Raw genomic sequence first — 20,969 nt, forward strand, 5'->3', positions numbered from 1 at the left:
CGGTTTCCAACGTGAAATGTCGAGAACCCACGTGGATATTGGATTCCTTCCAAGTATGTCCTTCCGATTCCATCCCTTCTAGATTTATTTCGATATACAAGCTAAAATAGGTGTAATTGTGTGTTAAAAAGGGGGATGCAGCATGTTGAAAATTGGTTCCCACGTGTCGTTTTCGGACAAGGGATTGCTGACTGCGACGGCTGAAGCCACATCATATGGCTCCAGCTCGTTCATGATATATACCGGCGCGCCGCAAAACACGCGCCGTAAGCCGATCGATTCCATGTTTATCGAAGAAGGCAAAGCCGCCATGCAGGAAAGCGGCATTGAGGAGATTGTGGTCCATGCGCCGTACATTATCAACCTTGGATCGTACAAGCCCAATACGTTTGAGCTGGCGGTAAGCTTTTTGCAGGAGGAGATTCGCCGCACGCATGCGGTCGGCGTGAAGAACATCGTTCTCCATCCCGGCGCGTATACCGATAAGGATGCGGAATACGGCATCGACCGAATTGCTGAAGGGCTCAATGAAGTGCTCGGCGGTACGGATGAGACCGAAGTGAAGATTGCACTGGAGACGATGGCCGGCAAAGGCACCGAGATGGGACGCAGTTTTGAAGAAATTGCTTCCATTATTGATAAGGTGAAGTACAATGACCGTTTGGCCATCTGCCTCGATACCTGCCATATTCATGATGCGGGTTATGATATCGCAAATGATCTGGACGGCGTGCTGGAGCAGTTCGACAAGCTAATCGGACTTGACCGGTTAACGGTCGTCCACGTGAATGACAGCAAGAATCCGCGTGGAGCGGGTAAAGACCGTCATACGCCGATTGGAACCGGATGGATCGGCTATGAAGCCATTCAAAGAGTGGTTCATCATGAGAAGCTCCAGCGCAGACCGTTCATTCTGGAGACGCCGTGGATCGGTAAAGATCCGAAAACGCAGCGTCCGATGTATGAGATCGAGATTGCGCTTCTGCGCGGGGATGTGGAAGGCCGTTTCGGGTCGACTTTTGCTCAGCACGTAGAAGAACTGGGTGCTTTCTTTGCGAAGGAAGGCATTGAATCCCGTTCGTTCGTGCTGGATACCTGGACGCTTCTGAAGAATGACGCGAAAGCCAAAAAGGCCGATCCACGCGAACCGATGGAGCGCCTGTACGATATGGTCATGGCAGCCGGCCTGCTGTCCGACCTTTCGGAGGAGCAGATCAATCAGCGCCTGATCGCTTGGTTGTCCGGTGTTTCCCTGACTTCATAAGCTTCATTAAATGGCTTTATATTCAGAATACTAAGGCATTCTCAGGATAACGTCCGCAAGTCGCGGCATGTTTTCCTGAGAGGCCGATTAACGTTATTTGCAGATCTAAAAGGAGGATCACCAAGTCTCATGGAAATTCACATCAAGAAGGATCTGCCGTCTGCGGCAGGTCAGTACCCTAATCGTGCCCGCATGCTGATCTCCTGTCCGGATGGACCGGGAATTGTGGCCGCGGTCTCCCAGTTTCTGTACCAGCATGGCGCCAACATTGTCCAGTCTGATCAATATACAATGGATCCGGCCGGCGGCATGTTTTTTATGCGGGTTGAATTTGATCTGGAGGATTTGAACACGAAGCTTCCCCAGCTGGAGGAGTCCTTCCGGGAAGTTGCCGATCAATTCCGTATGGAATGGAATATCTACCATGCGGTCCGTAAGAAACGGCTGGCGATTTTTGTTTCAAAAGAAGATCACTGCCTTGTAGAGCTGTTGTGGCAATGGCAGGCCGGCGATCTGGACGCGGATATCGCGCTAGTGGTAAGCAACCATCTGGATATGAAGGAATACGTGGAATCGTTCGGTATCCCGTATCACCACATTCCGGTTACGGCGGATACGAAGCCTCAAGCGGAGCAGCGTCAGCTGGATGTGATCGGCGATGATATCGACGTGATTATCCTTGCGCGTTACATGCAGATTATTTCGCCAACCTTTATCGAGCATTACCGGAACCGGATTATCAACATCCACCATTCCTTCCTTCCGGCCTTTGTCGGCGGCAAGCCTTATGCGCAAGCGTATAACCGCGGGGTGAAAATTATCGGAGCAACCGCCCATTATGTAACCGAAGAGCTGGATGGCGGGCCGATTATTGAGCAGGACGTGCAGCGCGTTAGCCACCGGGATGATGTCAACGAGTTGAAGCGTATTGGCCGAACCATCGAACGCGTGGTGCTTGCAAGAGCCGTCAAATGGCATGTTGAGGATCGGATTCTGGTGCATAACAATAAAACGGTTGTATTCAACTAACGATCCTGCAAAAGATTTGCAAGCGTACGTATGATCAGACAGGAAGACAGCCAGCAGGTTCGGAAACAGCACGAACACGATGGCGAGCGATGCCAGAGTAACCGGGTCTGTGCCTGAGATACATGTAAGGATATGAGGCTGTATTCGGACGTTTCATCATAGATAGTACTTATGGAGCAGCCTGACACTTTAACGCTGCAATGGATTACCCCTTGATCCCGCTCCTCTTATTGGAGTGGGATTTTTATTTATGGAAGGAAACGTCAAACTTTTTATAGATTCGACTCGTCAATATAGTTGAACTTGTGAAGAGAACCTTTACATACGTCTTCTGAACATAGGTGTCATTTGTCATGAGAAAGCAATTTATATGTGGAGAGGGGAATCATCAGTTGTCGTTTTATACAAAAAAAGCGTGGATGTTGCTGCCGATGGTGGCGCTGCTGATTGTTGCAACGTTATCCTTGTCGATTCCGGCCGGGAACGTCTACGCCGACGGAGCGAAGATTGGCATTCAATCCGAAATGGGTTATCAAGGCAAGATTAAACATGATAAATGGAATCCGCTCAAACTGACCTTAACCAGTGACCGGGATATATCCGGTGACGTGGTTGTGCAGATTCAGAACTACAATGGCTTCGGATTTCAAACCTCCTACGTCCAGCAGGTGGACCTGCCGAAGGATACGCCGAAGGAAGTCGTGATCGGCATTCCAGGGGCCGTGCTGAATAAAGATAATAACCAGATCCTCTTCTATGAAGGATCTTATACCAAGGGGAAGCAGATTCCGTTTGCCTCAGGTAAAAATTACGTGCAGGCTTCTCCGTATCAGGGCGCACTCATCGCCGTGTTATCCGATGATCCGGATACGATGAATTTCATGAATGTCCTTAACGGCAAGGGCAACAGCGTGAATGTGTTCCCGCTTAAGAACGCCAGCGTTCCATCGGATGGAATGCTGCTGAACGGACTGGACGTCATCGTTATCAACAATTTTGCTTCCGATACGCTGTCAGAGCCGCAGCGCAAGGCAATTACAGATTGGGTAAATGGCGGCGGCACCCTGATTCTGGCCGGCGGAGCGGGATATGCCAAAACAGCGGCACCGTTTGCCGACATCGCGCCGGTCGTTGCGGATGGAACCACCACCGTTCATTCGCTGGCTGAGCTGGAGAAGCTTGGCGGGAAACCGCTGAAACTGGATGGGGCATTTACCATTTCTACAGCGAAAGCGGTGGAAGGCGCCCAAATCGGAATTGAAGCGGACGGACAACCTTTGTTTGCCTCGAAGGCCTATGGCCAAGGGAGCGTTCAATATGCGGCCTATGATCTGGCCATGGAGCCGGTGAGCTCATGGGCAGGCCATCCGGATGCTTGGGCATCGATGTTGCGCAATAACCTTCCCATGATGGGCGCGCAGAATGGCATGTACTACAATTCGCTGATGGACAGTTTGAATTACGTTCTGGAGTATTTTCCATCGCTGAAGATGCCTTCCTTCACGCTGCTGTTGTGGATGCTCATTATTTATGCGGTCGTCGTTGCGCCGCTGCTCTACTATATCTTGAAGAAGGCGGACAAGCGGGAATGGGCGTGGTTCTTGATCCCGATCATTGCCGTCATCGCGAGCGGTTCCGTTTACGTGGTCGGTTCATCGGACAAGACGCGGGAACTCGCGCACACCATCAACTTGATTGAACTAAACGGTCAGGGGGATGCGGTTAAATCGACGGCTTCCGCATTTTTCACGCCTCGAAGCGGGAACTATGCTTTGGAATTTCCGGAGAATACGTATTTGAAAACGGGGCAGTCCCAGACCAGGTTTGGAGGAATGGGCGAGAATAAGAGTTTTGTCCGAGTGGAGCAGGCGTCCACGACGCTGGAGCTACGCGACATGTCCCAATGGTCATTAGCCAAGGTCTGGGTGGACCGTCAAGGAACCGAGGAGATGGGGCGTCTGGGCATGGATTTGAAGCTGGATGCCAAAGGAGAATTAAACGGCAAGGTCACCAATGACACGATTAACGATTTGACCGAGGTTGTGCTGGTTGTCGGGGGCAAAGCCTACAAGCTGGGAGATATCAAGAAGGGAGATGCTGCAGCCGTTCCTCAGGACCCGAAACAAATCATCAAGTTTACGGGTGGTGACTTGTCCGGGATGCTGTACCCTTATTCGCAGAATGATCCGAAACAGCGTGAGCGCGATATTTTGTCCCAATACGGATATTCCAACAGAATGGTCAACAGAGATGCTTACATCTTGGGATGGAGCAAGGACCATTTGACGAATTATACGCTGAAAGGCGCTGAGGTGGACAGTGATCAGCTCAATTTCTGGATACAGCCGGTGGAGATGGATTGGGGACTGAACGGGGAGATCAACATTCCTTACGGCTTCCTGTCTCCCGAAATATCGCAGGTGAATGCGCCGATGTTCGGGATTTACCCTCATGGGGTCGAGATGGGACAGGGCAGCTTGATCGCCGAATTCCCGTTAATATTGGAAGGCAACGTGAAGTATTCGGAACTGTCGATGAAAGGCACCAAATTCAACAACAACGTTACAATGGAGATCTGGAACTCGAAGAAGAGCGAATGGGAGCCTGTTACAGACGCGAACAATGTGTTTACCATTACCAAGAATCCCGAGCAGTATATCGTAGGGAATCGGATCCGCTTCATGATCACCGCCAAGGATCAGACCAACTTTATGATGCCGGAGCTGTCTGTGAAGGGGGAGGCCACTCAATGATCGAGATTAGAAACCTGAGTAAAAAATACGGAACGTTCCATGCGTTGAAGGACATCAGTCTTCATATCGAAAAAGGGACGGTATTTGGATTTGTCGGTCCGAACGGAGCCGGTAAATCCACAACGATGTCCATATTGGCCACCCTGATGCTGCCAACCTCGGGTGTTGCCAAGGTCGGCGGTTTCGACGTGACCCGGCATCCCAAGGAGGTCCGCAAGCGGATCGGCTACATGCCCGATTTCTTTGGCGTGTATGACCAGCTGAAGTCTACCGAATATTTGCATTTTTACGGGGCAAGTTACGGCATTCCGCGCGCCGAGCGGGAACAGCTCATTCCGCAGCTCCTGGAGCTGGTCAACCTGAGCGATAAAGCGGATACCTACGTCGACAGTCTCTCGCGCGGGATGAAGCAGCGTTTATGCCTTGCCCGGTGCCTGGTGCATGATCCGGACGTCTTGATTCTGGATGAGCCGGCTTCGGGGCTGGATCCGCGGGCGCGGATCGAGATGCGTGAAATATTGAAGGAATTGAAGCTGATGGGCAAGACAATCATCATTTCGTCGCATATTTTGCCTGAGCTGGCGGAGATGGTGGATGAAATCGGCGTGATCGAGCACGGCGAGATGGTTGCCCAAGGCAAGGTGGCCGATATTCAGAGCCGTCTCCGCGTGAAAAAAGTCATTCATATCCGCACGCTCGAGCGTGAAGAGGAACTGGCCGAGAAGCTGAGGGACGAACCGTTTGTCACGTCGGTATTAACGGATAACACCGGCGTCCATGTTCATTACGGCGGGGATGACACGCAGCAAAGCGCTCTGCTGCGGCAGGTGGTCTCCTGGGAAATTCCGATTGTCTCGTTTCAGGAAGCGCAGAGCAATCTGGAGGATGTATTCCTCGAAATTACCAAAGGAGGACCCCGCGAATGAATTGGAGCAGAAAGTTAATTAATCCGGTCATTGACAAGGAATTTCGGCTGCGGATGCGTTCTACGCGTTCCATGCTGTCGGTGTTATTTTATGTGTTGGCGCTCGGAGCCGTTGCGATGGGCTTCATTTATCTCTTCTTATATTTGGGACAGCGGGGACCTCAACGATTCGATCCGCAGATGAGCCAAATGATGTTCTACGTGCTGAGTTTTGCTCAGCTTGTCCTCATTGCATTCATGGCGCCAGCTCTTACCGCCGGCGTCATCAGCAGCGAGCGGGAGAAGCAAACGCTGAGCATGCTGCTGACGACGCAGCAGAGCTCGGCTACGATTGTGCTGAGCAAGCTGGTGTCGGCACTCAGCTTCATGACATTGATCGTGCTGGCCACCCTGCCGGTATACAGCATTGTTTTCCTGTATGGAGGGATTTCGCCGAAACAGCTCATATCCGTCTTTGTATTTTATTTATTCGTGATGCTGCTGCTCGGTTCGCTTGGGGTGATGTTCTCGACTTTATTCAAAAGAACCATCGTCGCGATTATTGTCACCTACGGTGCGGGACTGATTATCTTCCTTATAACAGGACTGCTGTATTTGTTCTTCATGGGAATTGAACAGCAGAATATGTATCAAAGCGGGCAGGCGCCCACGCCAGGCAGCTACTCCTGGGTAGGGTATTTGCTGGGTCTGAATCCGGCCGGGGCGATGATGAGTTTGTTTAACCCGTCCTTCTCAAAAGACGTATTCCTGCTGCACGGCGGAAGTTTGAACAGCAAGGCTCCCATTGAATTGTGGCTGGAATTTTTCATCGTCTATTCGGTTGTGATCGTTCTCGCCCTGTGGGTTGCCGTACGGAATATCCGTCCTGTCGCAAGGCGGAAACGTAAGGATAAGAACGAAGAACAGCTCCCGCAAGTATCGGAAATGACGCGGGACGAAGCGTAACCTAAAGCATAAGAGCAGGGTAGGGAGGAAGAGCAATGGACAACATCATGCGTTTTATCGAAGCCGCGAGACGGCGGCTGCAGCGATTCCGCGTCATAACGTATGTTTTATACGGACTGATGGCAGGGTTAGCCGTGCTGCTGCTGCTTCTGGTGCTGGGGAGATTCGTGCCCATAGTCTGGCTTCCCGTTGCATCCGTGGCCATTCCTGTCGGGGCAGGCTTCGTAGGTTTGTTATGGGGATGGCTGCACCGGGTTCCGATCGAAGAGGCTGCTTCTGCGATGGATCATGTTCCTGACGGAGCGGAGCGAAGTGACATGATGGTGACGGCACTATCGTTCAAAGAAGAGGAATCGCAGGCTGCAAAATGGCAGCGCGAGCAGGCGGAGCGCTATGGCGCACGTTTTGCAGAGCAATTGCCGGAGCGTCTTCCTTACCCTAATCGTAAAAGACATCTCTTGATCTGTGGCGCTTCGCTGGCTGCCGTGCTCATCCTTGTTTTTGTTCCGAACCCGATGGATAAGAAGGTGGAAGCGGCAAAAGAGGCGCAGAGCTGGATAAAGGAGCAGGCAGCCAAAACGGAAGAGCTTGCGGAAGAACTCCAGAAAGAAACGATAGATCCAGCCGACAGAAAGAAGCTGCAGGAGAAGCTGGATGCCTTGAAAAAAGCGCTGGAGCGTGAGAAGCATCCCGAGCAAGCGCTGGAGAAGCTGGAAGAAGCCATGAAAGAGCTGGAGAAAATGGCGAAACAGCAGGAGGAAAAAGCGAAGGCATTGTCGGAGCTGGCTAAGCAAATGCAGCAGGAGAAGGCGCTGTCCCAGGTGGGGAAAAAGCTTGCCGAAGGCATGGCCGATGAGCTCAAGCAGGAAATGAAGAAACTCACCGAGCAGGTGAAAAAGATGTCCCAGGAAGAGAAGAACGAGCTGGCCGATGCTTTGAAAAAGTTGGCTGAGGAAGCTGCCAAACAGCTGGAAGATGGGAAGCTGGAGCAAGAGCTCAAGAAAGCGGCAGACTCGCTGAAGGAAGGCAAGCTGCCGAAAGAGCTGGAAGAAGCACTCCAGCAGCTGGCCGAGGAACTGGCTAAAGCGGCTCAAGCTAAAGCCGCATCCGACAGTCAATCGCAATCCGCCGCTTCGCTGGCGTCCTCCCTTGCTTCGCAAGGTCTGAGCTTGGCCGATCAGATGACGGCTGCCGGGATGTCGGTATCGGATGCCTGGAGTAACGGCGGCAGTGCGGAGGCGTTGGCGCAAGCGGGATCCGGGGAAGGCTCGGGAGAAGAAGGCGAAGGCTCGGAGGGAAGCCCCGGTGAAGGCGGCTCCGGGGCCGGTCAAGGTCAAGGCGCCGGCAGTGGGTCCGGTTCGGGGAGCGGCTCTGGATCAGGAGCAGGCTCCGGCTCTGGCGGCAGCGGAGGATCGGGAAGCGGAACCGGAAGCGGAGCCGGCTCCGGCTCAGGCGGCAGCGGAGGATCGGGAAACGGAACCGGCAGCGGAGCCGGCCTTGGCTCAGGCGGACGCGAGCTTGTGACCATCCCTAGGGATTACAAGGGCAGCGGCAATGTGCAGAACGATTCCGGCGAGATCAAGGGCAGCGGCGGTGATATTCAGAAGGGGGGCGTTTCGCCGACCGTACCGGGCATGTCCAGGCCTTATGAGGAAGTGTACCGCGATTATGAGACCGAAGCGCGCAAAACATTAGATCGTAATCCGCTGCCTGACCAGATGCAAGGGTTGGTTGAGGAATATTTCATACAGATCAATCCGAATCCGTAGGGGATCGAGGAACCGATCACGGAAGCTAGAATGAGTACTTGAACTTTACCAAGAAGATGGAGGTTTCGTCCATGTCGGATATAGCAGTGAGACCACAGGAATGGATGGAGAAAATATCAGGCCTGCGGGAACATATCGGCAAGGTGATTGTCGGGCAGCAGGATGTTGTGGAGCAGATGCTCTGGTGTATCTTCGCAGGAGGGCACGCCCTCCTGGAGGGGATTCCGGGCCTCGGTAAAACGATGCTCGTCCGCACGGTGTCGGAAGCGTTGGAGCTGTCCTTTTCCCGCATTCAGTTCACGCCGGATTTGATGCCGAGCGATATAACGGGCACCAATATCCTGTCGTTCGGGCAGCATGGAGACACCGGGATGACCTTTCAAAAGGGTCCGCTGTTCAGCAGCATCGTGCTTGCCGACGAGATTAACCGGGCCACGCCCAAAACCCAGAGCGCCTTACTGGAGGCCATGCAGGAGAAGACCGTCACGGTGGGTGGGGTCACCCATCAGCTGCCAAAACCTTTCTTTGTTCTGGCGACGCAAAACCCGCTGGAAAACGAGGGGACGTATCCATTGCCTGAGGCGCAGCTTGACCGCTTTCTGCTGAAGATCGAAGTATCGTATCCGAGCGCGGAGGAATTGAAGGAAATCGTGAAGCGGACGACGTCCTCCCACGAATTCCAGGTGGAACGGCAAATGACCGGAGACGAGCTGCTGGAAATCCAGCGCGGGGCCCGGGAAGTGCTGGTAGCCGAGGAGATTTTGGACTATGCGGTTCGTCTGCTCATGATGACGCATCCCGAAGAGGCAGCGGCCCCGGAGGCGGTACGAAAATACGTCCAGTTCGGTTCCGGACCGCGGGGCATACAGTCCATCATATCCGTAAGCAAGGTCCGTGCATTGTGCAGCGGGCGGATGCATGTATCGACAGGGGATATTCGCGCCGTGGCTTTATCTGCGCTGCGTCACCGTTTGTTCCTGAATTTCGAGGGGCAGGCGCTTGGCATTACGACAGACCATGTCATTCAGGAGGTTCTGCAAGCGCTGGAGGCATCCGCGTGAGCGGGGGCGGGCACCTGCTTCCTCCGGAATGGCTTCCGCGTCTGGAGCGATTGAGTCTCGATGCCAAGCGACGGGTTGCCGGGACGCTGCAGGGAAAGAGGCGATCCCGCCGGCTCGGATCGTCCCTCGAGTTCGCCGATTATCGAGTGTATACTCCCGGCGATGATGTCCGCAGGTTTGACTGGGGTGTCTATTCTCGTACGGGAAAAGCGTTCGTGCGTCAATTCATGGACGAGCAGGAGCTGACGGTCAGTCTATTCGTGGATTGCTCGGCATCGATGGGGGCTGTCATGTCATCGTCATCGGAACCATCCGCTGCGGATCCGGCAGGAACGAAGGAAAGTCCGAAATGGCTGCTCGCACGTCAACTCGCCGCAAGCATCGGCTACATGGCATTGTCCTCTTACGACAGGCTGCAGATCGCCTGTTACAGCCGTTCGATTAACGCCCGCCTTCCGATCATGAGAGGAAAGGGCTCGGCCCATCGCCTGTTTTCGTTCCTGCAAGGGGCAGAAACGGGAGGCGAGGGCAGCTTGGGCGCAGCGCTTGCGGTTCCTGGCGCACTCCCCCGGCAGCCGGGGATGACCTGGGTGTTCTCGGATTTTTGGCTGGAGGGCGGCGAGGAGGAATTGTTCAGGGCGCTTTCCCTTTTATCCGGCACCGGGCAGGAAGTGGTGCTGGTGCATGTGTTGTCGAGGGAAGAACTGGAGCCCAAATTGACCGGCGATTTGCGATTGGTCGACAGCGAAACGATGAGCGGCAAGGAAGTGGCGTTGACGGGTAAAGTGCTCGATGCTTACAAAGAGGAGCTGGAGCGGTACCGGACGATGCTGTCCCGCGTGTGCGCGGAGCGGGGGATGTCTTACGTGCTCATTCCGGCGGACATGCCGCTTACGGATGCGATGTTCGGGGTGCTTGCGGGAGCTGGCCTGGTTACTGGATAGAGCGGGATCCCATGCAGGGTCCCGTGTCCGAGCATCTGCAGAACTTTATACGTATATGGGAAGCTTGTAGACGGGGGAACGCCGGTGAATATACACATATGAGATGAAGGCTTCACGAGCAACTGTCTGTGATCTATTTAGAAGAAACAAGAAGAGAACTCATTGAAATAAAATAGGGAACAGATGACAGGCCTTCATCCGATGCTTTGAGAAAACGTCCAAGTCGTGTTAGTCAGGGTCCACGGGAGTAAGGAGGGGACACGTTGGGGATTCAATCTTGGCTGAGCCTATGGTTCGGTTTAACGCTGCCGGCCATCGTGCTTATGTATATGTTCAAACGAAAATATGTCGATACAACCGTTCCCAGCCACTTGCTGTGGGAGCGGGTGCTTCGGAACCTGGAGGCCAACAGGCCGTGGCAGAAGCTGCAGAACCGGCTTCTGCTGTGGCTCCAGCTGCTTGCTGCTGCGCTGATGGTCTTCGCACTGATGCAGCCTTTTCTGCAGGTGTCTGGCGGAGGCAGCGCCCACGTGGTCATCGTTGCCGATACCTCGGGCAGCATGAGCGCGCAGATTCAACCATCAGTTGAAGGCGAAGCAGCATCCAGGCTGCAATGGATGCAGGAACGAATGAAGGAATACGTGAAGAGCCAAGGGAGACGGAGCGAGATTACCCTCCTGTCCGTGGGAGCAAGTCCCATGACGCTGGTCTCTCATGAAAGCGACCGCACCGTCATTGATAAGGCTGTGGATGGGTTACGGCCCTATTACGGCCAGGCCTCCTACAGGGAAACCTTATCGCTCGCTTCCGCTCTGACACGGGAAGAACGTGATGCAGAGGTCGTTATTTTTACGGACAGCTACTGGAAGCAGGATGCGGCTCCCATAACGTTTCAGGTTCCGGTATCTGTAGAGAAGGTACAGGGGGAGCACCCTCTTAACGTTTCCATCGATCAATTCGGCATTTCACCCAAGGGTGAAGCGGGTTCATCCTATGGGGCGGTCGCTGTCCTCAGCACGAATGCCAAGGAATCGATGTCGGCTGAAGTGAATCTTTACGGGGATGAACAGCTATTGACCAGCAAGATGCTTGAACTGGAGCCTGGTAAAAAATTAACCGAATCCTTTTCCGATCTGCCGTTTGCGGAAGTGTACCGGCTTGAGTTATCGCAGGATGACGGATATGCCGCAGACAATCAGTCCTTTGCATTCGGATTGGGCCATGGATCTTCGCGCGTGCTTCTGCTGACTTCGGGCAATTTGTTTCTGGAGAAGGCTTTGCAGCTAAGCGGAGCCGAAGTCACCCGGGTTGCTTTGGACGAGTCCAAAGACAAGACCGCCGAGGACAATGGCAGTGCGGATAAGGAGGCGGGCAAGGGCAGCACAGCTGCGGATGTACCGCCCGTGCCCGAAGGCGAATTTGATCTGCTCGTCATCGACGGGGACGTGCCGGAAGGGTTCAAGCAAGGGAAGTGGGCGGAACTGGCCGCCAAAACACCGCTATGGACGATCGGCGGAGAAGGTGCCAAAGTCGGCAACCAAGGGGGGAGCGCCGTACTTTCCAAGCATCCGGTAACCGCCTATGTAACCTTGTCGGGCGTCTATTTTGGCACGCTGGTGGAACAGGCCCCTGCCTGGGGAGAGCCCGTTATAAAGCTGGGGGATCAACCGATCGTCTATGCGGGAAGCGAAAACGGGCGACCGCGCTTGTCCTTTAATTTCCTGCTTCAGGATAGCGATCTTCCGTTATCGCCGGAATTCCCGGTCATGGTGAGCAATGCACTGGAGTGGATGACCTCGGGCAAGGGAAGCGGCCTTGGCCGCTATATGGCTGGCGCGCAAGCCGATATACCGATTGCGGCGGATACGGTAGCAGCAAAATGGGTACCCAAGAGCGGTCTTGCTCTTACTGACGGCCTTCCTGCTGCAGAACCTCTCCGGAATGAGCAAGGGATATCGCCGGTACAGACCGTGCCGGAATATCCGGGGCTGTACGCTTTCGAACAGCAGAATGAAGCGGGTGAGAAGCTTAGGTATTGGCTTGCTGTAACGGCAGACCCGTACGAGGCGGATTGGAGCAACGATCAGGGTCCAATCGTAAGTCAAGCGGCTCCGAACTTGGATGAGTCTGAAGCGGGAGAGCATGCCGGGACATCCGGCAGCAACGAAACCGCAAACCGCGCCGGCTCGTTAATGCCATGGCTTGCTGCCTTGGCACTGGCTGTGATCGCAGCAGAATGGGGGGTGTACCAGCGTGGGCGTTCAATTTAGCCAACCATGGTTGTTGCTGCTGTTGATTCCGGCAGGATTATTTCTCTACAATGCATACAAATCGGATTTTCGATTAAGCGGCTTTCGGAAGAAACTGGCTTTATTCTTTAGAACCTGCGTCATTTTATTATTGATTCTTATGATTTCGGGTTTGCATGGCTTTACCGTCCTGAGGGATAAACAGGTTGTGTATCTGGCCGACCGTTCCGACAGTATGGGGGATTCGGCCCGGATCGCGAGCTGGATTAACGATTCTCTCTCGGCAAAAGGCGAGAAGGATGGCACCGCCGTTGTTTCTACGGGGCTTGAGGGCGCTGTAGAACGGCGGTTAACCTCTGCAGAGAATGCGGGAGCCTCTCTTAATGCGCTGCTGGAGCAGCAGTTTACGGGGCTGGAGTCCGGTCTTCAGCTAGCGGGGAGCCTGTTCGAGGGCAACAGCGATTCCAGAATCGTGTTGATCTCGGACGGGGAAGAGAATGTAGGCAGCATGGCAGCGGCCGGGAGGCTGCTGAAGGACCGGGGCATTGCGGTTGATGTGCTTCCGACTCCGAAGCAGGCCATCCGTGACGTTGCGGTGGAGGAACTGAAGGTACCGGATAAGCTGTATCAAGCGGAGTCTTTCTATGTGGAGGTTATGATCCGCAGCACGTTTAAGACCTCCGGTGAGCTGCGCATTTACGAGGACAACCGTGAGATCGGCCGGGAACGCGTGGACGTTACCCCGGGCGAGAACCGGTATGCCGTGAAAGGCCTGGCCAAGAGTCCGGGACTTCACCGTTACCGTGCCGAAATCTTCATGGACGGGGATGAAGCGTCCGCCAATAATGCAGCGTTCGATTTCACCCGGGTGGAAGGTCCGCCGAACGTACTGATCGTGGAAGGAACCCCGGGAACATCGGGTAATATCACGGCGGCACTCGAGTCCGGTATGATCGGCACCGAAGTGATTCCGCCGGAGCTGCTACCGCTGGAAGCGGCCAAGTATGCCGTATACGACAGCATCATCTTTAATAACGTTTCGGGCAGCGACGTCGGCGGCAAGCAGATGGAGCTGATCGAGCAGGCGGTCCGAAGCTTCGGGATCGGGTTTATGATGGCGGGCGGCGAGGACAGCTTCGGGATGGGCGGATATTTTAAAACTCCAATTGAAAAGGCATTGCCGGTCTCCATGGAGCTGGAAGGCAAGCGGGAGATTCCATCCCTTGGGCTCATACTCGTCATCGACCGGTCGGGGAGCATGGACGGCAACAAAATCGAATTGGCCAAGGAATCGGCGATGCGCACGGTGGAGCTGCTGAGAGCCAAGGATACGGTCGGCGTTGTCGCCTTTGACGATCAGCCGTGGTGGGTCGTTCCGCCGCAGAAGCTCGGGGACAAGGAAGAGGTGCTCAGCAGCATCCAGTCGATTCCGAGCGCAGGAGGAACCAACATCTATCCTGCCGTTTCCTCGGCGCTTGAGGAAATGCTGAAGATTAAAACCCAGCGCAAACATATCATTCTGATGACCGACGGACAATCCGCCATGAATTCCGGGTATCAGGACCTGACCGATACGATGGTGGAGAACAAAATCACGATGTCTTCCGTGGCGGTCGGGATGGATGCGGACACCAACCTGCTTCAATCCTTGGCGGATGCGGCCAAGGGCCGTTATTACTTCGTTGAGGATGAAACGACGCTGCCGGCGGTATTCAGCCGGGAGGCCGTCATGCTGGCCAAATCCTATATCGTGGATAAACCCTTTGTCCCGGCCGTTCAGAACCCGGGCGATTGGGCGAGTCTATTCCAGCAGGGCGTTCCGGGGCTGTATGGTTATGTAGCGACAACGCCGAAGTCTTCCGCCCAGACGATTCTGTCCAGTCCGGAGCCGGACCCGATCCTGTCACGCTGGCAGTACGGATCCGGACGAACGGTGGCATGGACGAGCGATTTAAGCGGAAAGTGGTCCAAGGAGTGGGTGTCGTGGTCCGGGTTTGCCAACACGTTGACCGAAATCGTGAAGTGGACGTTCCCACAGTTTACGTCGTCGCCCTATGAAGTGACTACCGAAACGGCCGGCAACCAAGTAAAGCTCCAAGTTATGGCAGAGGGCGAGAATCCGCCGGAGAAGCTGAATGCGGTGATCGGGGACGATGAAGCCGGCGAGCAGACGGTAGAGCTCATTCAGGAGGCGCCCGGCCGTTATACCGGACTCGTCAACGTCACTAAGCCGGGAGCCTTCCTCATGTCTCTTGAGGATGCCAGCGGGGAAGAAGCACTGCAGGCGGCGCCAGGCACCGGTTTTGTCGTGCCGTATTCTCCGGAATACCGGCTGTCCTCCGGCAGCGGCGAGGAAGCCATGAAGCGGCTGGCCGAGGTGACCGGCGGCCGTGTATTATCCTGGGATAACCCGGCCGAAGTGTTCGACCGGCAGGCGACCTCGCGGATGAATCTCCATGATTGGAGTTATCGGCTGCTGGCGGCGGCCCTGCTGCTGTGGGTCGCCGACATCGCCGTGCGGCGCCTGGCTCTGCCATGGGGCGCCATCGGCGCATGGATGGCCGCCCTGCTCCGCAGGCGGCCGGCACCTGCCGGCGAGGCCGCGCGTGACGCCGGCCTCGAGCGGCTGGCGGCGCGCAAAGCCCGCGCCGCCCAGTTCTACGGCGGCAGCTCCGCGAAGCCGCCGCTGAAGACCCCGCCCGCGCGCGAGCGCAGCGGCGCGGGCCAGGGTGCCGGGGGCGGGAACTCCGCCCCGGCACCAAGCGCAGCTCCGGCAGCGGGCCGCAAGGCCCCGCCGGAGGCGCGCGATTCGCAGCGGGCGAATGCCCCGCTGCGGGAGGAGCGGCCGGCGCAGGCGAAGCCGGCCGCAAGCCAGGGCGCGCGCAAGGGAAGCGCGCCCACGCCACCCCCGCCCCCGCCGCCGCAGGCGCAGGGGGACGGCAGCGGCCGGCCCGGGGAGACCGGGCCGGCTCCGGAAGGAGGCTCCTCCATGGATCGCCTCCTCAAAGCCAAAAAACGCGGCACGCGCTGATGTGCCGCCTCAAGCTTCGACCTAAGCTGTCTAATTTGCAGCTTAGGCGAAGCTTTTTTAAATTGTCGAATGAAGTAACTTTTTCCATGCCGCCGATGTCCGTAAAATCGTTTAACGGATGTCGAATCCGGTTATAACCGGACTATTAAGGGAAATAATGCAAGGGGGATGTCGTTCGCCCTGGCGGCTTTTACACAACTTTGACAATTACGTTATGGAAATGAAAGACGTGTGGTGATACAATAAGAGTCAAAATGATATTCTCAACATTCCTAACTGCTCTGATACCATGTGGATCGGGGCTGGAGGGACGTAAGAAGCCTTCATTTTCGAAGCTTACTATGGAAAAGATTTGAGGAGGACGAATCATGACAACTGAACATAACCAAACGATCGACAACCTGTCCATCGCAACGATCCGGACACTGGCGATCGACGCGATCGAAAAAGCCAAATCCGGTCATCCGGGCATGCCGATGGGGTCTGCACCTATGGGCTACCAGCTGTTCGCGAAGACGATGAACCATAACCCGGACCAGCCGGCGTGGATTAACCGCGACCGTTTTGTCTTGTCTGCAGGCCATGGCTCCATGCTGCTCTACAGTCTGCTTCACCTGAGCGGTTATGACTTGTCTATTGAGGACCTGAAGCAGTTCCGTCAATGGGGAAGCAAAACCCCGGGTCACCCGGAATTCGGCCACACGGCCGGCGTTGATGCAACGACAGGTCCGCTTGGACAAGGCGTGGCCATGGCTGTAGGTATGGCAATGGCTGAAGCTCATTTGGGCGCGACTTACAATAAAGACGGCTTCAATGTAGTGGATCACTATACGTATGCGATTTGCGGCGACGGTGACATGATGGAGGGCGTAGCTTCCGAAGCAGCTTCCCTGGCAGGTCATTTGAAGCTTGGCAAATTGATTATGTTGTACGATTCCAATGATATCTCCCTTGACGGCGAGCTCAGCCTGGCATTCTCCGAGAACGTAGCGAAGCGTTTTGATGCTTATGGCTGGCAAGTGCTGCGCGTAGAAGACGGTAACGATTTGCCTGCGATCGAGAAAGCGGTCGAGGAAGCCAAAGCCGATACGAACCGTCCGACGTTGATCGAAGTGAAGACCGTCATCGGTTACGGCAGCCCGAACAAACAAGGTAAAGGCGGCCATGGCGGTACACACGGTTCTCCGCTTGGAGCTGATGAAGCGAAGCTGACCAAGGATTTTTATAATTGGGTATATGAAGAGGATTTCTATGTGCCTGAGGAAGTGCGCGAGCATTTCGGCAAAGTGAAAGAGCGCGGCATTGCAGCTTATCAAGCTTGGGTTGATCAATTTGCGAAATACAAAGAAGCTTACCCTGAGCTGGCAGCGCAATTCGAGCGCGGTGAATCCGGCGAATTGGCTCCAAGATGGGACAAAGACCTTCCGAAATACAGCGCGGATGACAAAGCGGTTTCCACTCGCGTGGCTTCCGGTAAAGCGCTGAACGGGTTGACTGCAGGCGTACCGCAGCTGCTCGGCGGATCGGCTGACCTGGAAAGCTCCACGATGACTCACTTGAACGACCTGGCCTCTTTCACAGCGAACAGCTACGAAGGCCGCAACGTGTATTATGGTGTTCGTGAATTCGCAATGGCTGGTGCCATGAACGGTATCGCTCTCCATGGCGGACTGAAGATTTTCGGCGGTACGTTCTTCGTATTTACGGATTATCTGCGTCCGGCTGTTCGTCTGGCTGCGATCATGAAGCTGCCGGTTACGTATGTACTGACTCATGACAGCATCGCTGTCGGTGAAGACGGTCCTACGCATGAACCGATTGAACAATTGGCTTCCCTGCGCATCATTCCAGGCCTGACGGTGATCCGTCCTGCGGATGCCAACGAAACTTCCGCGGCATGGGCCTATGCGGTTGAGAACACAGACCGTCCGGTAGCGTTGGTGCTGACTCGTCAGAATCTTCCGATCCTTGCAGGCACGGCGGATCATGCACGTGAAGGCATCAAACGCGGCGCTTATGTTGTTGCTGACGCGAAGAATGGCAACGTGCAGGCTCAAATCATTGCAACGGGTTCCGAGGTTCAGCTTGCCGTTAAAGCGCAAGCAGCATTGGCTGAAGAAGGAATCGCCGTACGCGTCATCAGCATGCCGAGCTGGGATCTGTTCGACAGCCAGGATCAGGCATACAAAGATTCCGTGCTGCTTCCTGACGTAAAAGCCCGTCTGGCCATTGAAATGGCTCATCCGTTCGGATGGGAGCGTTATGTCGGAGACAAAGGCGACATCCTGGGCATCAACACATTTGGCGCTTCGGCTCCTGGCGACCGCGTCATTGCCGAATACGGATTTACCGTTGAGAACGTGGTTAGCCGCGTAAAAGGCTTGTTGTAATCCAACGGATCTAACTCTATATTGATTTTCCGGCACCCGCATCATGCGGGTGCCGTCCATATATCAAGCCATAACGATGTTGGAGGAGGAGAGTTTGTCGATGTCACAATTTAAGAATGCTACCGTTACAAAGGCAGCCAACGTTTACTATGAGGGAAAGGTAACCAGCCGTACGGTGCTGCTGGAGAATGGCGAGAAGGTAACGCTCGGTATCATGCTGCCGGGAAGCTATGAATTCGGAACGGATGGCCCTGAGATAATGGAAATATTGTCCGGCGATTTGCGCGTTCTGCTGCCTGGAGAGCAGGAGTGGTTAGAGATTCAAGGGTCTGCGACCTTTAACGTTCCGGGCAATTCAAGCTTTAAGCTGGAGATCCGCACCGTGACGGATTATTGCTGCTCTTATCCAACCATGTAATTGATGAAATGCCGCATGTGATTTCGTGTCCGCAAATACATAACAAAAAGGCTCAAAGCCGTTGGCTTTGAACCCTTCTTGTCAATGTCGGATATCAACGCATGCCGTTAACGGTGGTTGCTATAATGGACTTATTCCTCCGGAATTGGCACGATCTCGCCTTTATATCCGGGAGCCCGATTGTCAAGCTCTACGTATCCTTCGCTCCATTCCTGATTATGGTCGAGCAGTTTGTAGCTGGTGACGCCGGAAGGATAACGGAATGCGAATTTGGCTACAGTCCAGTTTCTGACATCCGGCTGCTTACCGATCTCGGCTTGAATCGGGGGCAGGAAGAACAGGTTCTGATTTGCAGCCGCTTTGGCGGAGTAATCCAGCTTGCCTTGCCATTTCAAATATTTGACGCCACCCTGGATCTCGTAATATTCGGCGATGTCGTTATCGACCAGGAAGAAGCGATCGGATTTGCCTTTCGGAAAATAATAATCCACGCCCTGCATTTCCACAGGGAGCATTTCCAGCTCAGGTTTCTGCAACTGGGATGAATAAGGCAGCTTGGCTGCGGCATTCCGGGCAGTGGCCAGATCGGAGCTCTTTAAGTCAGCGAGCATAGCGGCGTCTGCTTTATTGATATAAGCCGTCTTCAGAGAACCGTTCCAGTCGATGTCAGCATCAAAAGCCTGAGCTACGGCCCTCAGGGGAATCATGGTCTTGCCTTTATGTAGCAGCGGGGCTGCAGACAGCGTCTTCTGAACTCCGTTCACTTCCATGCGAGTGCTTCCCGCCGTGAGAATCACCGTTCGGTGGTCACCCTGAATCGTCACCTGTTTCTTGCTGTTGTCGTACTTCATGACGTAGTTACCCAGAGGCTTGAGATCGGTTAGGGTAACAAAGGTGGAGCCCCGCTTAACCAGCACTTCACCACTCGCGGTAACATTGTTAATCGAAGCGGTTGGTTTGGCTGCGGCAGAAGCCGGTGATCCAGCTGTTACTGAAGATAGTACAGTGGTTAATAGGGCAGCGGCTGTCACTGCTTTTAAACCTGTGGTCCATTTCATGTTGTAATTCCTCCCTTCGCATAGTAGACGAAATGAAATGCAAAAAGTTTCTTCCGGAGGAAAAAATCATGAATAGACCAAAAAAACTGGCTCCTTCCTCCTGGTCCGGATGATCCGAAAACCAGTATGAAAGAGCCAGTGTAAGGCAAAGCATGGCTTTAGCTGGTATTATGGCTGCTGTTCGCCGATTTTCTGGCCGATCCAGGCTTCGTAACATTTCACGACAGCGGAAAGATCCTCTTCGCCATAGCCCTCGCTGGCACCGGCTTGGAACAGGCTCTTGGCCAGATTCAGCATAGGGGAAGGCATTCCGATGCCATCGGTGAGTGAAGAGGCCAGCTTGAGGTCCTTGAGCATGAGCGCAAGCGAGAACTGGTTGCTGAAGTCGCCCTCGATAATTTTGCGTCCCTTCAGCTCGGCCGCTTTGCTGCCGGCTGATCCCAGCTGCACGAGCTCCAGGAAGTTGTCAGCGGGAATGCCTGATTTCGCGGCGATGGCGAAGCCTTCGGCAAGCGCCAGGTTGTTAATGCCTACAATCGTATTGTGCGCGAGCTTGGCCACGGCACCGCTTCCGTTAGGTCCCATATGAATGACTTTTTTGCCCAGGGTGTCAAATACGTCCGCCTGCGCTTCGATGACGGCGGCATCGCCGCCAACCATGAAGACCAAGGTACCGTCAATCGCTGCAGGCTTGCTCCCGGTTACCGGGGCATCCAGGAAGGAAGCGCCGAGGCCGGAAACGGCGGAAGCAATCTCCTTAACAAGGCTTTCGGAGATCGTGCTGCAGTCAATGACGGTCATCCCGCTCTTCAGGGAGCCAAGCAGGCCATTCTCTCCATAGAATACTTCCCGGATGGATTGGTCGTTGCTTACCATCGTAATGACAAGATCTTGTCCTTCGGCCGCTTCCCGAGGCGTCTCCGCAATGGAGGCTCCCTGTTCGGCGAGCGGACGGCATTTTTCGTGGGTGCGATTATATACCGTCACATCGTAATCCTGCTTCAGCAGATTGGAGGCCATGGGAGCGCCCATGGTGCCCAGTCCGATAAACCCGATTTTTTTCATAGCTATATCACCTTCGATTATGGATTCCTGATCCACTCTATCTTAGCATGGGTTCCCGAAACGAAGCC

Annotated in this window: 14 protein-coding genes; 12 read left to right on the forward strand and 2 right to left on the reverse strand. The window is 54.6% G+C overall.

Going from position 1 to position 20,969, the window contains the following annotated elements; translation table 11 throughout:
• The first annotated feature begins 142 nt into the window (after positions 1–142).
• From ACQKPA_RS22770 to ACQKPA_RS22825, 12 genes are all read left to right on the forward strand, one after another.
• Positions 143–1,264, forward strand: coding sequence for a deoxyribonuclease IV (locus tag ACQKPA_RS22770; protein WP_427494802.1), 1,122 nt, complete (start codon positions 143–145; stop codon positions 1,262–1,264).
• A 129-nt stretch (positions 1,265–1,393) separates the two neighbouring features.
• Positions 1,394–2,293, forward strand: a complete 900-nt coding sequence (purU, locus tag ACQKPA_RS22775) for a formyltetrahydrofolate deformylase (protein WP_216530669.1) — start codon at positions 1,394–1,396, stop codon at positions 2,291–2,293.
• 392 nt (positions 2,294–2,685) lie between these two features.
• Positions 2,686–5,046, forward strand: coding sequence for a DUF7408 domain-containing protein (locus ACQKPA_RS22780; protein WP_427494803.1), 2,361 nt, complete (start codon positions 2,686–2,688; stop codon positions 5,044–5,046).
• Positions 5,043–5,972, forward strand: coding sequence for an ATP-binding cassette domain-containing protein (locus ACQKPA_RS22785; RefSeq protein ID WP_427494804.1), 930 nt, complete (start codon positions 5,043–5,045; stop codon positions 5,970–5,972). Before ACQKPA_RS22780 ends, ACQKPA_RS22785 begins: the two co-directional genes overlap by 4 nt.
• A complete protein-coding gene (locus tag ACQKPA_RS22790; protein ID WP_071222604.1) occupies positions 5,969–6,916 on the forward strand; it encodes an ABC transporter permease in 948 nt (315 codons plus the stop codon). The genes ACQKPA_RS22785 and ACQKPA_RS22790 overlap by 4 nt, the downstream gene beginning before the upstream one ends.
• 35 nt (positions 6,917–6,951) lie before the next feature.
• Positions 6,952–8,685, forward strand: coding sequence for a phage tail tape measure protein (locus ACQKPA_RS22795; RefSeq protein ID WP_427494805.1), 1,734 nt, complete (start codon positions 6,952–6,954; stop codon positions 8,683–8,685).
• A 71-nt stretch (positions 8,686–8,756) separates the two neighbouring features.
• Complete coding sequence (locus ACQKPA_RS22800) at positions 8,757–9,746, forward strand: MoxR family ATPase (protein WP_326119914.1); 990 nt, start codon at positions 8,757–8,759, stop codon at positions 9,744–9,746.
• Positions 9,743–10,690, forward strand: a complete 948-nt coding sequence (locus tag ACQKPA_RS22805; RefSeq protein ID WP_427494807.1) for a DUF58 domain-containing protein — start codon at positions 9,743–9,745, stop codon at positions 10,688–10,690. Before ACQKPA_RS22800 ends, ACQKPA_RS22805 begins: the two co-directional genes overlap by 4 nt.
• A 263-nt stretch (positions 10,691–10,953) precedes the next feature.
• The gene (locus ACQKPA_RS22810; RefSeq protein WP_427494809.1) at positions 10,954–12,960 is read left to right on the forward strand and encodes a vWA domain-containing protein; all 2,007 of its coding nucleotides are present in this window, start codon (positions 10,954–10,956) and stop codon (positions 12,958–12,960) included.
• Entirely contained in the window at positions 12,944–15,970 is a 3,027-nt protein-coding gene (locus tag ACQKPA_RS22815; RefSeq protein ID WP_427494810.1) for a VWA domain-containing protein, read from the forward strand. The genes ACQKPA_RS22810 and ACQKPA_RS22815 overlap by 17 nt, the downstream gene beginning before the upstream one ends.
• 368 nt (positions 15,971–16,338) lie before the next feature.
• Positions 16,339–18,360, forward strand: a complete 2,022-nt coding sequence (tkt, locus tag ACQKPA_RS22820) for a transketolase (RefSeq protein WP_427494811.1) — start codon at positions 16,339–16,341, stop codon at positions 18,358–18,360.
• Between the two features lie 100 nt (positions 18,361–18,460).
• The gene (locus ACQKPA_RS22825) at positions 18,461–18,778 is read left to right on the forward strand and encodes a pyrimidine/purine nucleoside phosphorylase (RefSeq protein WP_006212330.1); all 318 of its coding nucleotides are present in this window, start codon (positions 18,461–18,463) and stop codon (positions 18,776–18,778) included.
• A gap of 131 nt (positions 18,779–18,909) precedes the next feature.
• Here the strand turns inward: ACQKPA_RS22825 and ACQKPA_RS22830 are convergent, their stop codons facing one another.
• Together ACQKPA_RS22830 and ACQKPA_RS22835 are read right to left on the reverse strand one after the other, a co-directional pair.
• Positions 18,910–19,836: a copper amine oxidase N-terminal domain-containing protein gene (locus tag ACQKPA_RS22830; RefSeq protein ID WP_427494812.1), complete on the reverse strand. Its 927-nt coding sequence runs from the start codon at positions 19,834–19,836 to the stop codon at positions 18,910–18,912.
• Between the two features lie 168 nt (positions 19,837–20,004).
• Complete coding sequence (locus ACQKPA_RS22835; protein WP_427494813.1) at positions 20,005–20,901, reverse strand: NAD(P)-dependent oxidoreductase; 897 nt, start codon at positions 20,899–20,901, stop codon at positions 20,005–20,007.
• Positions 20,902–20,969: the final 68 nt, after the last annotated feature.

The sequence above is a fragment of the Paenibacillus sp. NPDC093718 genome, from assembly GCF_050279985.1.
In the GTDB taxonomy this organism is placed as follows: Bacteria; Bacillota; Bacilli; order Paenibacillales; family Paenibacillaceae; genus Paenibacillus_AQ.

What these genes read in the sequence shown, in the direction of transcription:
- ACQKPA_RS22790 (WP_071222604.1), top strand. Translation starts at nt 5,969, where the DNA reads ATGAATTGGAGCAGAAAGTTAATTAATCCGGTCATTGACAAGGAATTT.
- ACQKPA_RS22830 (WP_427494812.1), bottom strand. Translation starts at nt 19,836, where the DNA reads ATGAAATGGACCACAGGTTTAAAAGCAGTGACAGCCGCTGCCCTATTA.
- tkt (WP_427494811.1), top strand. Translation starts at nt 16,339, where the DNA reads ATGACAACTGAACATAACCAAACGATCGACAACCTGTCCATCGCAACG.
- ACQKPA_RS22770 (WP_427494802.1), top strand. Translation starts at nt 143, where the DNA reads ATGTTGAAAATTGGTTCCCACGTGTCGTTTTCGGACAAGGGATTGCTG.
- ACQKPA_RS22795 (WP_427494805.1), top strand. Translation starts at nt 6,952, where the DNA reads ATGGACAACATCATGCGTTTTATCGAAGCCGCGAGACGGCGGCTGCAG.
- ACQKPA_RS22835 (WP_427494813.1), bottom strand. Translation starts at nt 20,901, where the DNA reads ATGAAAAAAATCGGGTTTATCGGACTGGGCACCATGGGCGCTCCCATG.
- ACQKPA_RS22785 (WP_427494804.1), top strand. Translation starts at nt 5,043, where the DNA reads ATGATCGAGATTAGAAACCTGAGTAAAAAATACGGAACGTTCCATGCG.
- purU (WP_216530669.1), top strand. Translation starts at nt 1,394, where the DNA reads ATGGAAATTCACATCAAGAAGGATCTGCCGTCTGCGGCAGGTCAGTAC.
- ACQKPA_RS22800 (WP_326119914.1), top strand. Translation starts at nt 8,757, where the DNA reads ATGTCGGATATAGCAGTGAGACCACAGGAATGGATGGAGAAAATATCA.
- ACQKPA_RS22825 (WP_006212330.1), top strand. Translation starts at nt 18,461, where the DNA reads ATGTCACAATTTAAGAATGCTACCGTTACAAAGGCAGCCAACGTTTAC.